The organism is Corynebacterium sp. ES2794-CONJ1 (assembly GCF_025660615.1).
Classification (GTDB): Bacteria; Actinomycetota; Actinomycetes; order Mycobacteriales; family Mycobacteriaceae; genus Corynebacterium.
In genome coordinates this window covers 119426-135329 of sequence record NZ_JAOTIM010000005.1, presented here as the reverse complement: position 1 = coordinate 135329, position 15904 = coordinate 119426, and the positions used below count along the sequence as shown (strand labels likewise).

At 49.6% G+C, this 15904-nt stretch carries 9 protein-coding genes and 4 tRNA genes; 12 read left to right on the top strand and 1 reads right to left on the bottom strand.

The features are described from left to right. The first annotated feature begins 61 nt into the window (after positions 1-61). The 11 genes from N7326_RS07660 to N7326_RS07610 all read left to right on the top strand — a co-directional run bounded on the left by N7326_RS07660 (position 62) and on the right by N7326_RS07610 (position 12843). Positions 62-138 (top strand) — tRNA-Ile (locus tag N7326_RS07660). A gap of 8 nt (positions 139-146) precedes the next feature. Then, positions 147-219, top strand: a tRNA-Ala gene (locus N7326_RS07655). A gap of 45 nt (positions 220-264) precedes the next feature. Then, the gene (locus N7326_RS07650; protein ID WP_263088378.1) at positions 265-1062 is read left to right on the top strand and encodes a hypothetical protein; all 798 of its coding nucleotides are present in this window, start codon (positions 265-267) and stop codon (positions 1060-1062) included. Positions 1063-1479: 417 nt separating this feature from the next. Beyond that, positions 1480-3024 carry a type I restriction-modification system subunit M gene (locus tag N7326_RS07645; RefSeq protein WP_263088373.1) on the top strand — a complete coding sequence of 515 codons (1545 nt, stop codon included), beginning with the start codon at positions 1480-1482 and terminating at the stop codon, positions 3022-3024. Further along, the gene (locus N7326_RS07640) at positions 3024-3602 is read left to right on the top strand and encodes a restriction endonuclease subunit S (RefSeq protein ID WP_263088372.1); all 579 of its coding nucleotides are present in this window, start codon (positions 3024-3026) and stop codon (positions 3600-3602) included. Before N7326_RS07645 ends, N7326_RS07640 begins: the two co-directional genes overlap by 1 nt. Then, the gene (locus tag N7326_RS07635) at positions 3602-6778 is read left to right on the top strand and encodes a type I restriction endonuclease subunit R (protein WP_263088413.1); all 3177 of its coding nucleotides are present in this window, start codon (positions 3602-3604) and stop codon (positions 6776-6778) included. The genes N7326_RS07640 and N7326_RS07635 overlap by 1 nt, the downstream gene beginning before the upstream one ends. Positions 6779-7643: 865 nt before the next feature. Then, entirely contained in the window at positions 7644-8858 is a 1215-nt protein-coding gene (locus N7326_RS07630) for a dicarboxylate/amino acid:cation symporter (protein ID WP_259079371.1), read from the top strand. Positions 8859-9241: 383 nt separating this feature from the next. After that, positions 9242-10915, top strand: coding sequence for an ABC transporter ATP-binding protein/permease (locus N7326_RS07625; protein ID WP_263088371.1), 1674 nt, complete (start codon positions 9242-9244; stop codon positions 10913-10915). After that, complete coding sequence (locus N7326_RS07620; protein ID WP_263088370.1) at positions 10912-12603, top strand: amino acid ABC transporter ATP-binding/permease protein; 1692 nt, start codon at positions 10912-10914, stop codon at positions 12601-12603. The genes N7326_RS07625 and N7326_RS07620 overlap by 4 nt, the downstream gene beginning before the upstream one ends. 82 nt (positions 12604-12685) lie before the next feature. Further along, positions 12686-12762: transfer RNA gene (locus tag N7326_RS07615), tRNA-Ile, on the top strand. 8 nt (positions 12763-12770) lie between these two features. Further along, a tRNA-Ala gene (locus N7326_RS07610) sits at positions 12771-12843 on the top strand. Between the two features lie 345 nt (positions 12844-13188). On the opposite strand, the gene N7326_RS07605 is transcribed toward N7326_RS07610, so the two are convergent. Next, positions 13189-13407, bottom strand: coding sequence for a hypothetical protein (locus tag N7326_RS07605; protein WP_263088369.1), 219 nt, complete (start codon positions 13405-13407; stop codon positions 13189-13191). 1491 nt (positions 13408-14898) lie between these two features. On the opposite strand from N7326_RS07605, the gene N7326_RS07600 reads away from it, so the two are divergent. After that, positions 14899-15900 carry a substrate-binding domain-containing protein gene (locus N7326_RS07600; RefSeq protein ID WP_263088412.1) on the top strand — a complete coding sequence of 334 codons (1002 nt, stop codon included), beginning with the start codon at positions 14899-14901 and terminating at the stop codon, positions 15898-15900. Positions 15901-15904 lie beyond the last annotated feature (4 nt).

The window sequence follows — 15904 nt, the reverse complement described above, 5'->3', positions numbered from 1 at the left end:
GTCACGAGTCGATTTGTGAAATATTAACTTCTTAGATAACATTTCGACTGTTCCTTTTTAAGGGCCTATAGCTCAGTCGGTTAGAGCGCATCGCTGATAACGATGAGGTCGCAAGTTCGATTCTTGCTAGGCCCACCAAGGAATTTGGGGCATTAGCTCAATTGGTAGAGCATCTGCTTTGCAAGCAGAAGGTCAGGAGTTCGATTCTCCTATGCTCCACAACTAGTAAAGAACCGGTACCTACCTTAAAGGTGCCGGTTCTTTTTGTCTCCTCGCAGCGAGTCGCTGAGGTACTTTGATATCTCCCCAGCGTGGGTGGGAGGTAACGAGCATATTTTGGCGCAGCTCAACGGAGGTTTCAGCAAAAATGGATACGATCAGCGGATGGACTATTTCTTAAACTTTGCGAGTTGGTGGACAACTGAGCGAACCAGCACGTTGATTAATGCGTTCATCGCTCTTATCGCGCTTATTTCTCTTCTGGTTGCGTGTCGTTCCCTTCGCTTGAATAGGCAGATAAATATCAATGCCAATCGACCGATGATGATGGCTCACGTGCTAATGCCCGATTATCCCCGAGAGCCTCTACGTTTTATTATCTCTAACAAAGGTAAATCAGTGGCAAAGAATGTGATGGTGAACTTCGAGCCGGAACTACCCGACTCAGCAATACAGGCTGCGACCCCAAATAGAAAGACCGGTTACTCGCTTGTAGAAGGTGTCAAACTGATCTTTGATCGCAAAATTTTCTCGACATGGGTTCCAGGTTTTCAAATAGATGTCGCCTACTGGATGCTACCTGAAGGTAAGTATGTTGATGGCGAAGCAATTTCCGCTTCCAGAGAGGGCGTACCTGCGCTTCAATTTGTTCTCTTGGAATATGATGATGAGCTCGGCAATCACTACTCAGAGAGATTCGAACTTAATGTTCGCAGCGTTCTAGGTACACATTTTCACGCCAATAGTAATACAACGAATGGTCGACTTAATTTTGAAAAACAGATATCGAAAGATGTACAAGATCTTAACCGAGTACTTGGGAGGATCTCGCGACAACTATAAAAGAATTAACGTCTCTTATTTGGTGGGGCTTCTTAGCCCTCCTTGGTCAAAAGTTTGGAAGATAAAGCTGAACACGTTTTATATACCGGGGTATATGGCGGAGATCGAATTTGTCACTACTTACTTCACTCAATCTGCTAGGAATGATGGGCGCGGGGAGTAGGGCATAGTTACGGTTGGCCGGATCTTCGCGTGAGCAATATTCGGCCGAATCTGAGGATCCTATGAGTCCTTTTTAGCCTGGATAGGAGAACTTCTTTCGAACAAGCGTTCTCTGATTAGCGCGCTTTGTCTATTCCTAGTCTTATAGTCGTGGCGTTGGCACTTTTAACAAGATTATTCTTGCTAGAGTCCTACGTAGATTTATTCCGAATGAGCCCTTGCTGTGAGGGCGGTGAAAGACCATAAGGATTACCGATGACTAAAGAGTCTCAGCGTGCTGAATTACACAAAACCATCTGGAAAATAGCCAACGAGCTACGTGGCAGCGTAGACGGCTGGGACTTCAAAAGCTACGTCCTCGGTATGCTGTTCTATCGCTTCATTTCCGAAAACATCACCAACCACCTCAACAGCAACGAGGATGATGACTTTAACTACGCGGATCTCACCGATACCGAAGCCGAAATAGTCAGGGAAGAAACAGTTAAAGAAAAAGGCTATTTCATTCTCCCCTCACATCTATTTTCTAACGTACGTACGCGCGCGAAAAATGATGAGAACCTCAATGAGACTTTAGATCATATCTTCCGCAGCATCGAAGGCTCAGCAGTCGGTACTGCGAGTGAAGACGATATCAAAGGTCTCTTCGACGATCTCAACGTTAACTCACCTAAGCTTGGTAATACCGTTCAAGAACGCAATGAGAAACTCGTTAAACTTCTCAATGCTATTGGGGACCTACCCCTCGGAAACTTTGATGACAACACTATTGATGTCTTCGGTGATGCTTATGAGTATCTCATGACGATGTATGCCTCCTCGGCTGGGAAATCAGGTGGGGAATTCTTCACCCCACAGGAAGTATCAGAACTACTCGCACGTATCTCTATCGGGGATAAAACGCACCTGAGCCGGGTATATGATCCCGCCGTGGGTTCGGGCTCTTTGCTGTTGAAATTCGAGAAAATCCTAGGAAAAGGTAAAGTCGGGGGTTTCTATGGGCAAGAAATCAACCTCACTACCTATAACCTCGCGCGGATTAATATGTTTCTCCACGGAATCAACTACGAGCGCTTCAACTTAAGTCTTGGTGATACGTTGATTAATCCGCAGCACTGGGATGATCAACCTTTCGAAGCAATCGTCTCCAACCCGCCCTACTCAATTAAGTGGGACGGCAAAGACAACCCATTGTTGATCAATGATGAGCGTTTTTCCCCGGCAGGTGTCCTGCCGCCGAACTCAAAAGCTGATTTAGCGTTCACAATGCATATCTTGAGCTGGTTGGCGGAAAATGGCACTGCGGCCATCGTGTCATTCCCCGGGGTGCTCTACCGCGGCGGAGCGGAGCAAAAAATCCGCAAATATCTTCTTGACAATAACTATGTCGAGGCCATCATTCAGTTGCCTGCCAATCTCTTTTTCACGACAACCATTGCAACATGCATTATGGTGCTGAAGAAGTCCAAGAAAGACACCGATGTGTTGTTTATTGATGCCTCTAAGGAGTTTAAGAAGGTAGGAAAGAAGAATAAGCTCCTGGATGAGAATATCGCCCATATCCTCGAGTTATTTAATGATCGTAAGGACGTGGAGTATCTTGCGAAGCTGGCCTCGCACGAGGAGATTGCGGGTAATGACTATAACCTTTCGGTATCGAGTTATGTTGAGCCAGAGGATACCAGGGAGGTTGTTGATATTGCTGAGCTGAACCAGCGTATAGCTGGGATTGTTGAACGTCAACAGGCTTTGCGCACCAAGATTGATGCGATTGTTGCGGATCTCGATGGTGGTAAATAATGAATAGGATTGAGCGACTGATCCAGCAGCACTGCCCTAATGGGGTGCCTGTAGTTCCTATTAACCAAGTTGTGAAATATGAGCAGCCAACTCGGTATCTAGTGAACTCCAAAGAGTATCGCGATTTTTACGAAACTCCGGTTTTGACAGCTGGAAAAGCTTTCATTCTGGGTAAGACCAATGAGAAACACGGTATTAAAATGTCAAGCCCAGAAGATCCGGTGATCATATTTGATGACTTCACTACTAGCTTTAAGTGGGTAGATTTTCCTTTTAAGGTTAAATCATCTGCCTTGAAGATTCTTTCAGTTGACTCGGAAATCTTGGACATTCGATATTTGTTCCATACTATGCAGACTATTGGTTACCCTGTCACAGATCACTCGCGCCAGTGGATTTCCAAGTACTCTCAGTTGAACATTCCTATCCCTCCTTTGGAGATTCAGCGTGAGATTGTTGATATTTTGGACTCCTTCACCGAGCTGGAAGCAGAGCTGGAAGCAGAGCTTATCGCTCGTCGGCAACAGTACGAGTATTACCGGGACCAATTACTGACCTTCAAGGAACTAAAGGTGTGATGGGTGTGGGTGCTGTGAAGGCATTTGAACCTCTGGTGGTATCAGCTGATTCGACCGTTGTCGCGGAATATGAGGCCCCAGAATCTTCGGTGGTGGAGTATCAGTCCGAAGCGCAGTTGGAAAACGAGTTCATTCGGATTCTACAGTCACAAGCCTATGAGTATTTCCAGCCACGGTCCGAGGAAGAACTGGTAGCTAATCTGCGCAGGCAGCTAGAAAAGCTCAACAAGACTGAATTTAGTGATTCTGAGTGGAAGCGCTTCTTCGATGGAGTCATCGCTAGTAAAAACGACGGCATTAAGGAAAAGACCAAGCGTATCCAGCAAGATCACGTGCAATTAATGGAATTAGACGATGGGCGAGTGAAGAATATTCGCCTGATCGATAAAGCTAATATCCACAACAATAGCCTTCAGGTGATCAACCAGTATGAAACCGTGGGGAGCTCTCGTAGTAACCAGGGGGAGCCTTTAGGGGAGAAGCGCCTGAATCGCTATGATGTCACGGTCTTAGTCAATGGTTTTCCGATGGTGCATATAGAGCTTAAGCGTCGAGGGGTTGATATTCGGGAGGCGTTCAACCAGATTCAGCGTTATCAGCGAGAAAGCTTTTGGTCGGGATCTGGGCTTTTTGAATATGTGCAGCTTTTTGTTATTTCCAACGGAACGTTAACAAAATACTATTCAAATACTACTCGTGTGCACCATATTGAGACTACCGCTAAAAAGTCGTCGAGGAAGACGTCCAACAGCTATGAATTCACCTCGTGGTGGGCTGATGGAAATAACAAGCCTATCCAAGAGTTAACAGATTTTGCCCGAACATTTTTTGCCAAGCACACTCTGCTTAATATTCTTACGCGCTATTGCGTGCTTACCGTTGATGATCTTTTGCTGGTTATGCGCCCGTATCAGATTGTGGCTACGGAACGGATCCTGAGCAAGATCCAGATCTCTACTAACTACAAAACTCTGGGGACTCTTGATGCTGGTGGATATATATGGCACACCACGGGATCAGGGAAGACCTTGACCTCATTCAAGGCGTCTATCCTAGCCTCGCAAATGGAGAGCGTGGATAAGGTTCTTTTCGTGGTTGATCGCAAAGATCTGGATTACCAGACTATGCGGGAATATGAGCGCTTTCAAAAAGGGGCGGCTGATTCTAATACGTCTACTGCGGTGTTAAAGCGCCAGCTCGAAGACAGTGATTCGCGGATTATCATTACCACGATCCAAAAACTGTCTACGTTTGTTAAAGCCAATAAGAAGCATCCGGTTTTCGCTAAGCATGTGGTGATGATTTTCGATGAGTGTCACCGTTCCCAATTCGGTGAGATGCATACCGAGATCACGAAATCCTTTAAGAAGTACAATCTTTTTGGGTTCACCGGCACCCCTATCTTTGCGGTGAATTCCTCTTCAGGTGGTAATCCGTATCTCAAGACTACGCAGCAGGCTTTTGGCGATAAACTGCATACGTACACCATCGTTGACGCAATCACGGATAGGAATGTTCTCCCCTTCCGCATTGACTATATCGACACTATCAAGGTGGGCGACGTTCGCGATAAGGACGTCAGCGCTGTAGATACGGAACGAGCACTCTTGGCCCCCCAGCGAATTTCTGAAATTGTTGCTTATACCTTGGAGCACTTTCCGCAAAAAACTAAGCGGTGGCAAAGCTATGAGCACACCGTGGTATCAAATGTGGTGGAGTCAACCCGCAACAGGCGGGCGCATATTGCCAAGAACGATAGACGGCATGTGAGAGGCTTCAATGCGCTCTTTGCTACCGCCTCTATCGATGCGGCTAAGCGCTATTACAATGAATTCCAGGCCCAACAGGACGGCCTTACACCCGATGAGCGGCTAAAAATCGGAATGATCTTTAGCTATGGTGCCAATGAGGCCACCGCCGATGGGATTATTGAAGATGAGTCCTTTGAGCCAGAAAACCTGGACAACTCTTCGCGGGATTTCCTTGAGGATGTGATCAATGACTATAACGATATGTTTAATACGTCCTATGACACCTCGGCGGATAAATTCCAGAACTACTACAAGGATCTATCCCAACGGTTAAAAAACCGGGAACTAGATCTAGTCATTGTGGTCAATATGTTCCTCACCGGTTTTGATGCCACCACCCTCAACACCTTATTTGTGGATAAGAACCTCAAGGCACACGGCCTGATCCAGGCCTATTCTCGGACCAATCGGATTCTTAACTCGGTAAAAACCTACGGCAATATTGTGTGCTTCCGCGATTTGGAGGAAGAGACCAATAAGGCACTGGAGCTATTTGGTAACAAAGACGCCCACGGAGTAGTGATCTTGAAGCCTTTTAGGGATTACTACGCTGAGTACGCCAATAAAACTTCAGAACTCCTACAGGCCTTTCCTGAGGGTGAGCGAATAATCGGGGAATCTCGGCAAAAGGAATTTATTGCCTTATTTGGGGCCATTTTGAGGTTGCAGAATATTCTCTCCTCTTTTGATGAGTTCACTGGTCAAGAGATTCTCACGCCGCGCCAAGAGCAAAATTATCGCAGTATTTACCTGGATATCTACGCTCATGTTCGTGGGGAGCAGGACGCAGACAAGGAAGTGATCAATGATGACCTCGTCTTCGAAATTGAATTGATCAAGCAGGTAGAAATTAATGTTGACTATATCTTGCTGCTGGTAGAGAAATACCGCGAGCAGCACGGTGATGGCCAAGATAAGGATATTCGAGCTGAAATTTCCCGCTCCCTGAGCGCCAGCCCAACGCTGCGAAGCAAGCGTGACCTCATCGAAGCTTTCGTTGATTCGATTTCTCCTAACTCAGACGTGGAAGAGGAGTGGGTTGAGTTTATCCGTTACCACCGGGGAGCGGAATTACAAGGCATCGTGGAAGAAGAGAAACTGCAGCCTATATCCACGAGAGAATTCATTATCAGATGCTTTGCCGATGGTTCATTTAAAGACACGGGAACGGATATTGCTGAGTTATTACCGAGGGTATCGAGGTTCAAACCCGACCCTGAGGGGCTTACATATGCCGAGCGGAAGAGGAGAGTTACAGAAAAGCTATCCGAGTATTACGATCGCTTCGAGGGTTTAGGGTACGAGGCAGACGCTGTCCTCAATGGTGCGGAATCCATCAGTGTGGGTGATATTCGTGATATTTAAAATCGTGGTGCTTGGTCAACACCCCAGACTCCAACAGGCTCCAGGGGTGCAGCCTTGGACCTTGAGAATACGGGATGGGATATCTCATGACACCAACCCGGCATAGATCCGTTGCTGAATCAGGGACGTGTGGGATATAAGCAGCAAGAATAATCTGTGGACCCTGGAATTACGCACTCACCATCACTACACCTGAGGTCAGCAGTGCTGTGCGTAGTACACGGTCGCTTTCGGTGGACGTTGCTTCGGCTTTATTGAAGGTATACATGAAGGAGCCCCGAGTGCTCCGTGCCTGTAAGCGATAGGCAGTGGTAAAAACACCCAGACACCAAAACCACAGGGTGGTGCTATTCCACAGTGAGATGCTCGTTGCTTTAGCAACATCGAGCGCTGCAATATGGGCTCTCGCGCCATAATTTCTTTAGAAGGCATTAGGGCCCTGCATCCTAATGGGCGAATCCGTCCTCAAAGGACTATCTACATTCCGGTGAAAGCCACCCCAACACACGGATCTGCGAGGTCTGAGGGCGCGGTTTTAAAGGAGTGAAGAATTACTGAACGAAATCATGAGCTCGTGCCCCCTCGGGGGTAAAAATAGCGGCGACGCGGCAAGTTATATTCAACTCCCAGGATGAAAAAACCCCATAAGCAGCACTTTCTCATTAGGATCCTTTAAACCGAAAGAGGTTGCGGTGTAGTGCGCGGAATTTCATGCGGGGGAGCAAATCAAATATAAAAATCGATTGTGTCATCTCTCGAAGTTCACTCACTAAAAGAAAATGCTTATAGGTGGCAAGAAAAGACTGTGGTAGCTTATGAGGCGCCATGAATGATGGCACAGAAGCCATAGGCACAGAATAAAAAATTGAAGAAAGCTGAAAATATGACCATTATGCGCAGTTTCCCTATGAAACTTTTGATCGGTTTAATTCTCGGCCTGATTGTGGGTTCGCTAGCTAATGAGCCAGTCATAGCTGTCATAGACGCCCTGCGATCAGTTCTTGGAGATCTGATCCTTTATGCGGTTCCCTTTATTATCTTAGGATTTATTACACCAGCAATTATCCGCCTTAAAGCACATGCGGGCAAGATCCTCGGGATTACACTGACAATCTGCTACCTCTCCTCGGTAGGTGCGTCGATGTTCTCCATTGCGGCCGGGCATGTACTCATCCCTTATCTCGATATTGGCAGCAAAGCGCCGGAATCCACCGCCTTACCAGAGAAGCTGTTTGCACTCAGCATCGCACCCGTCATGCCAGTGATGACAGCGCTGGTGACCGCCGTTTTGATGGGCTTGGCCATCTTGTGGACCCAATCGAAGCGTTTTGGTGAGCTTTTTGAGGAGTTCAATAAAATTGTATTGGCCATTGTGAACCAAGTGGTCATTCGCTTCTTGCCTTTCTATATCGGTGCCACCTTTGCCACCTTGGCCTACGAAGGGGCGATTATCCACGAACTTCCGGTATTCATTAAGGTGCTCGCTATCGTTATTGTTGGCCACTATCTCTGGTTGGCTCTGCTTTATGCTTTGGGCGGATTATTCTCCGGCACCAACCCATGGGAAGTGTTGCGTCATTATGGTCCGGCGTATATGACGGCCGTGGGCACAATGAGTTCAGCAGCAACGCTCTCTGTGGCCCTGAAATCGGCCTCTAAGTCTAAGACTCTTGACCCAGAGGTACGGAATTTCTGCATCCCGCTGTGCGCTAATACCCATTTGTGCGGTTCGGTGCTCACTGAGACCTTCTTTGTGATGGTGGTATCGCAGATTCTCTACGGATCCCTTCCCTCAGTATCTAACCTCGTCCTCTTCGGTTTCCTCCTGGGCATCTTCGCTATCGCCGCCCCAGGTGTGCCAGGCGGAACCGTGGTGGCTTCTATCGGTTTGATTACTGCGATCCTTGGTTTCGATGAGACCGGTGTGGCACTTATGTTGTCTATCTTCGCTTTGCAGGATTCCTTCGGTACCGCCTGCAACGTCACCGGTGATGGGGCAATCAGTCTCATGGTTACAGGTATTAAGAAGAGGCTGGGACTAAAGGAGCCACAGAAGGTTATGGCTGAGACGACTGCTTAAGACAGTTCATTTCTCACCTTATCTTTAGAAGCGGGGTATATCACGGGCCCATGGCGCCGTGATATACCCCGTTTTTGTATTCACAGTGCACCAGTCGATCGCAATTGTTAAAAAGCTTAGTCAAAGAATCGGACGCCGAAGGTTCGCCCTCAACAGCTGATGGTTGAGGTTGAATTAGGGGTTAAGGGGCGACCTAAGATGTGGCGTCGATAAGCGGGAGATTGCTCACACTAGCGTGTGCTTGTTACCCCTATGACCGATACGGCAGGGGCGCATTTCCAGGGTGAAATGGGATAAGAGTGATATTCGTCGGGGTTAATCTAAGGATGAATATCACGGCTGAGAGTTGGGCGGACAATCTCACTCTTCGCTACCATGAGCCTATGAAGCTAAGGCAAAGCAAAGCTAAGAAACCGCCAGCCCCGTATAAGCTTAGCCCTCAGGCGAAGACCTCCATTGGCCTCGGCGTGATCAGCTACTGGATCGCGGTCATCGGCATGTGCCTGACAATAGTGAGTGCCGGCGCTCTTATCGACGGCTATCCGCCCTCACCCACGCTCTTCCTCGGCCCAACTATCGTGGTGCTGAGCCTCTGGCTCCGCGGTCTACTTATCGCGCGCGGTCAGATCCACGAAGAGGCCCTCATTCGCCACCGCCTTCTCGATGCCGTTTTTGATGCCGGCCCAGCTCGCTCGGCATCAACCAGTACGGGTGCAGTTGTATCCTTGGCCACCGAGTCGAGCGAGAAAATGATGGCCTTCCGTATCGGTTTTATTTCCCAAATTATTGCATCCCTCACCGCACCCGTGATCGTCATAGCCACCATAGGGGTGTCTGTATCGCTGAAAGCAGCGATGATCTTAGTGCTGATGTTGCCGATGGTGCCACTACTTTTAGGGGCTTTCCGCAAGATAGTGTCACGAGTATCCTCTGGCACTCAAGATTCCCGGAAACAATTGGCCGCGGCCTATATGGAATCCCTGCAATCCTTAAGTACCCTACAATTACTCGGTGCAGCTCAACGCAAGGCTGATGAACTCGATGCAGCAGGGGAGAAGAATCGCCGTGCGGTCATGCGCCTGCTTAAGAGTAATCAGCTCATCCTCTTTGCCATGGACGCCTCCTTTAGCCTGCTGTTGGTGGCGACAGCCGCGTGGTTTGCTCTCCACGGCACCCTCACAGGTCAGCTCAGCGCTGGTCAGGGCATCACATTATTGGCGCTGAGCATTCTCCTACTAGAGCCCATGGATCAAGTTGGCGCCTTCTTCTATATCGGTATGAGTGGCCTTGGCAGCCAACGCGGCATCTTCGGTTTCCTGCGTGCCCGCCCCGCACAACCCTCGCGGCCTGCAGGAGCCCAGCCGAATAATACTCCCACCGCCGCTGCCGCCGATTCGGCCACTACCGCCGCGGTATGTGTGCGCGATCTGCACTTCCACTTCGATCAACCACTATTTGAAGGTATCAATCTTGAAATCGCGCCTGGTGAACGTGTAGCTATTATGGGCCGATCAGGTGAAGGAAAATCAACTCTGCTCTCCCTCCTCAAAGGCGATCTCATCCCAGATTCTGGAGATATCACGATTAACGGGCTCAGTGGGGATACACTTCGCAATGCCTCCGCGAGTGTCAATCAAACCACGTGGCTCTTTAGCGGCACCATTGCTGATAACCTCCGTTTCGCACGCCCCGATGCCACTGATGAGCAATTATGGGCCGCTCTTCAAAGCGCTCATATTGATACCGAGATCAAGGCCATGCCTCACGGTATCGATACCGAACTCGGCGAGCAGGGACTCGGACTCTCCGGCGGCCAGGCCCAGCGCATCGCCCTAGCGAGGGCTATTATTTCCGGGCGTAGCGTCATGCTTTTCGACGAACCGACCTCCCATGTGGATCTGCGCTCCGAACGCGAGATCCTCGAGGCCATTAATGAACTAGGACCAGATATCACCCTCATTATGGTCACGCACCGCTCGAGCTCCCTGGAACATATGGATCGAGTAATTCATATCGATAACGGCCAACTCCACGAAGACGTGAAGGAACAAGCATGAACGAGCCCACCTATAAACAACTAGTATCGTGGCTAATTTCCATCACTCGGCCAGTCCTGGCCCCACTGGGGTGGTCAACCATCTGCCGCATACTCAATCAGATCCTCGGGATCGTCATCTTTGTAGTCCCGGCCTATGCGATCGTAGGCGGCACGATGACAATCAAAACTGTCATGAGCATCCTGATCATAAGTGCTCTAGCCAAAGCCTTCTTGAGGTACCTCGAGCACTACTTTGGTCACCTTGTGGCCTTCAAGGCCCTCGAGCTCATTCGCATCCGGGTATTCCGTGATATCTATCCCCAAGCCCCCGCTATTACCGCGCGTACGGGCAAGGAAGCAGTAGGGACCGGGGATATGCTCAACCGGTTGACGAGGGATATCGGCCAAATTGAAGTCTTTTTCGCCCACACCACAGCTCCAATTATTTCCGCTCTCACTGTGCCTACTGTGGTGCTGATTGCCATCACCTTCATATCCCCGTGGCATGGACTAGCCACCGCCGCAATTTTCCTTTGTGTGGGGCTGATCGCCGCTGATACTCGAGCCTATCGTCATGCGGTGAAGGTAACCGCGGAACGTGGAATCATCGCTCAGCATATAGCCGATTCTGTAGGCGGTGTCGCCGAAGTAGTAGGCTACGGTGCGAGGAAGCGTCGCCATGAAAGTCTCACTGAGTTGGAGAAACCCCTTGCGGAAAAGATCGATCGGCGCGGCGCCGTCGTGGGTGCTCATGCAGGGCTTGTAGCTGCTGCGCGTATGGTCGTTTTTCTCCTGCTACTGATCCCAACCGATAATATGGCGCTGAGCGTGGCCATAGTCTTTGCGGTTCTGCGCTGTTGGGATATGGTCAACGAGGTTTCTGATCTGGGTAACTACCTCTCGCAATCACTCGCGGCGGCGCGCCGGGTCTATAGCCTCTCCCACGCCGGATTAGCCCACGACAACGGCCCACGCCACCTTGCTGCCAAGGGCCCAGGGATCGGCGTGGAATGGCGCGATATATCCTTTAGCTACGCTGGCAGCAGAGTAGGAGCCGTGCGGTCAATTAACCTTGCCATCGCACCGGGGAGCTGGTCGATGGTGGTCGGAAGCACCGGGTCGGGGAAATCTACCATCGCAAAACTTCTACTGCGCTACTGGGACCCGTCCCACGGTACGGTTTTGGTAGATGGCCACGATCTGCGCGACTATCACGTCGATGACATTCGGGCTGCTATTAACTTTGTCACCCAAGACATCAAAGTACTGTCTGGAACAGTTGCCGATAATTTACGGCTTGCCCACCCGCAAGCTTTAGATACGGAGCTTAAGGAAGTAATGTCTATCGCCTGCTTGAGTGGGGAGATTTCCCTCGACCAAGAGGTTGGCCAAGGTGGGCTCGCGCTCTCAGGTGGCCAAAGGCAGCGCCTTTCTCTAGCTCAAGCATTGCTGCGGGGCGGTCGGGTGCTGGTTCTCGATGAATTCACCGCGCACCTTAATCCCAGTTTAGTGCAGCAAGTACGCGAAAATTTACGGCGGTATCGCCCCGATGCAACCATCATTGAGATCGCTCATGATCTTGATTCCGTTGATTCGGTAGACCTCGTTGCTGTGATGGACCAGGGGGAAATTATCGAACAAGGCGATCCACAGTCTCTGCAGGTGGCCGGTGGTGCTCTGAGCCACCTGATGAGTCGTAATGCTTAAGAGCGCTTAAGATACCTGTAATGAGCACTGGTTTTGTCCGTTAATAGAATCTGCTGTAAAGTTGGGTTTCGTTCCTTTTTAAGGGCCTATAGCTCAGTCGGTTAGAGCGCATCGCTGATAACGATGAGGTCGCAAGTTCGATTCTTGCTAGGCCCACCAAGGAATTTGGGGCATTAGCTCAATTGGTAGAGCATCTGCTTTGCAAGCAGAAGGTCAGGAGTTCGATTCTCCTATGCTCCACAAACTGGATGCTGGTTTGGATTTAATCCAAGCCAGCATCTTTTTTCATTCCTAGGGGAGCGTTTTCCTTTGTGTCTATAGGCTTTCGCTGTTTGCTCGCTCTGTGAAATGGAGGAGGAGACTGGTTTCGTGCCCACTATCTCGGTTTAAAGCGGCGGCGCTTGCGATTTCTTAGTACTTTGGACAGGTCAGCGTACTAGGTTAGCCTTTGCGGTAAACGGCGAATCACGCACGGCAAGTTATGCGCTTGCTTGATTCGCCGCTTTTTCCCATGCTGTCGGTGTCAGCTTCGATCTTGGCAACCAATTCTAGGTGCTTAATATTCTTTCGGTGGGCAATAATCCGCTACTTCTCCTGATTGCGACGGCCTCTATAGACAGCGGCTGCGAGGCTGCCGAGAAGCACCAAAAGTCCGAAAACATAAGACACGACAAATTCCTTCGAACCTGCTTGACTTCCGCTGCTCATCCACTCGAAGCCACCCAGATACAGTGCGAAAGGTAACGGGATAGCGAGAATGACCAAAATCGTAAAAACGAGAGCAAGCGGTTTAGGCAATACCATATTTTTCTTAGTGATCTACATTCACTAACTTTTCTTTAAATCCTATTCCTCGACCTGCCATGAAACTGGACCGCGCAATCCTTTTTAAAAGATCTCAGCAGTGATTAGCGAATGGGTTGCTGACTCCATCGTCGTCATATCATTTCCTTTCAACCGTTGTTACGGTCTTTTATTTCACCCCTAATTTCACCTAAGTTCCTCGTTCAAGAGTCGGAAGATGTGGGCAGTCAACGGTGTTAGCTTCCTTATCATCACTGGGTAAGTGAGGCACCATGACAACAAATGGTATCGGCCGAGCCGGACGCCGAGTTTAGGCTGGAGCGAAACTCGATCCGGTGATAGAACAATAGACGCAAGGATCGCCGAGATTTATCAGTCCGATACTCATTACTCCTCTCGCTCCAGGCTGAGCAACAAGGCGTGAATCCTTATGATCCGATCGCAACCCAACTCCCCATTCCCGTCATGGCTGAAGTACTGGCACTATAGGTGGGCTCCTAGTGCTCTCGGTTTGTACTCTCGGGTGCTCTCGGTTCGAGGCGCCTGAATGACAGCACAGTCGGGTTTACACACAGAGCTGGTATAGAAACCGACTCGCACCATCAACAATCTGCTTTCCAAGGAGACACCAGCACTTTTGCGTGGAAAAATATGACCGTTCATACGAAGGGATAGCAAGTTTCCCACCAGATCATGAAGAAGAAGCTAGGGACGCCACAGTTAAAATTGAGGATGTCTAGGAGTGTATTGCCCAATCCCTGGGAGGTGGAGAACCAAGCAACATGGTGTGTCAGGGGTTTACTCGATGATGCCTGAGTGATTGTGGTCGAGTACATCATTTTTTACGATGACGGGACCGTTCTGATCACTCATCGAGGATGAGTGCTTGGTTTAGTGAATGTCTGACTACAGACTGTTCAGGTGAGCTGGTGAAGACAGAACCTCTTTTGGGTGGCACCTTTAGAGAAGATTATTGTGCTGATGCTTAAGTGATTATTAATTCAGCCTCGTTAAGATGTGCCAGAGAGTCTGCTCGGGCTAAGCTGTGCCAGATCCATGCGTCACAACAGGCCCAATCCTTCAAGCGTGAGCTGTGCGAGCATCGCCGCGCGAATATAAAGGTTACTTACGACAATACTCGACTCGTCTTCTTTCAACGTCATAGATTTACCAGTACCTAGCTATCAAAGCGAGGTGCTTTTCTATTGCCTTGATCGTTGTGCCAGCAAAGATCACAGAGTGAGCACTGCGAGATTCATAGAGCAGCGCCCCACACGCTAGTTGGCAGAACCATGAGCATCTTCGTGCGTATCACTAAAATACTGGAATTTGTAGGCCGATCTATGCAAAGAAATGACACAAGATCCTATAGCTTGGTTGAATCTCGCCGACCTCGTAAGAGATCTTTCTTTCTTAACACCCAGCTTAACACTACTTAATCGGTAAAGTTGCAGGTCAGCCTAATTGACCGTACTCACATCTTCAGGCACCATGGCAGAGGTGTACTTAACAAGGAAAATAAGCCTCGTTGCTAGTTTCGTGGCAACGATCACCCTCTTAACCGGGTGCTCAGCCACGGGAGGCTTGCAAGAAAAGCAACGCCTAGACGCAGCGAACGGTCACGCTGATACCCCTCGCCTTGTGGTAGCGATGGTGACCCACGGCGCCCCCGGAGATACCTTCTGGGACCTCGTGCGCAAGGGGGCTGAAGATGCAGCTCGCAAGGGCAATATCGAGCTCCGTTATTCCAGCGATCCTCAAGCTCCAAACCAAGCCAATCTGATTCAGGCAGCCATCGATTCTGACGTCGACGGACTCGCTCTCACCATGCCCAATGCCGATGCACTTGGCCCGGTAGCAGCTCGTGCAAGCGCCGCAGGAATTCCCACAGTTGCTCTCAATGCCGGGATGAATCGCTATCAAGAATTCAATATCAGTAGCTTTTTCGGCCAAGAGGAAAAACTTGCCGGACTCAAGGCAGGTGAGCGCCTTGCTGCCACGGGTGCCGAGCATGTTCTCTGCGTTATTCATGAACAAGGTAATTCCTCCCAGGAATCTCGCTGTCAGGGCGTAGCAGAAGGATTGGGTAAGGAGGTGGACTTGCTTTACGTTAATGGCCAAGACCTCACGAATGTGCAGGCGACCTTGGGAACGAAGCTAGCTCAGGATAAGAATATCGAGTGGATTATGAGCCTGCAGGCGCCCGTGGCTCTGCGCGCCGTGGAGGCGGTGAAGGAAACCCAATCCGCGGCTAAAATCGCTACCTTCGATACCAATGCCCAGCTGATGACGGCGATCAACAATGATCAGATCGCCTTCGCAGTCGATCAACAACCCTATCTCCAGGGCTATCTTGCTATCGATTCCCTATGGCTTGCCCACCGTAACGGGTCCGTTATGGGTGGCGAGCGCCCAGTATTAACAGGGCCCAGCTTCATCACACCTGACAATATTGACCAGATCTCCGATGCCGCCTCAGGTGGCTTTAGATAATAGT

Coding starts and splice junctions, on each gene's coding strand:
- N7326_RS07645 (WP_263088373.1), top strand. CDS start 1,480: ATGACTAAAGAGTCTCAGCGTGCTGAATTACACAAAACCATCTGGAAA.
- N7326_RS07640 (WP_263088372.1), top strand. CDS start 3,024: ATGAATAGGATTGAGCGACTGATCCAGCAGCACTGCCCTAATGGGGTG.
- N7326_RS07635 (WP_263088413.1), top strand. CDS start 3,602: ATGGGTGTGGGTGCTGTGAAGGCATTTGAACCTCTGGTGGTATCAGCT.
- N7326_RS07625 (WP_263088371.1), top strand. CDS start 9,242: ATGAAGCTAAGGCAAAGCAAAGCTAAGAAACCGCCAGCCCCGTATAAG.
- N7326_RS07620 (WP_263088370.1), top strand. CDS start 10,912: ATGAACGAGCCCACCTATAAACAACTAGTATCGTGGCTAATTTCCATC.
- N7326_RS07605 (WP_263088369.1), bottom strand. CDS start 13,407: ATGGTATTGCCTAAACCGCTTGCTCTCGTTTTTACGATTTTGGTCATT.
- N7326_RS07600 (WP_263088412.1), top strand. CDS start 14,899: ATGGCAGAGGTGTACTTAACAAGGAAAATAAGCCTCGTTGCTAGTTTC.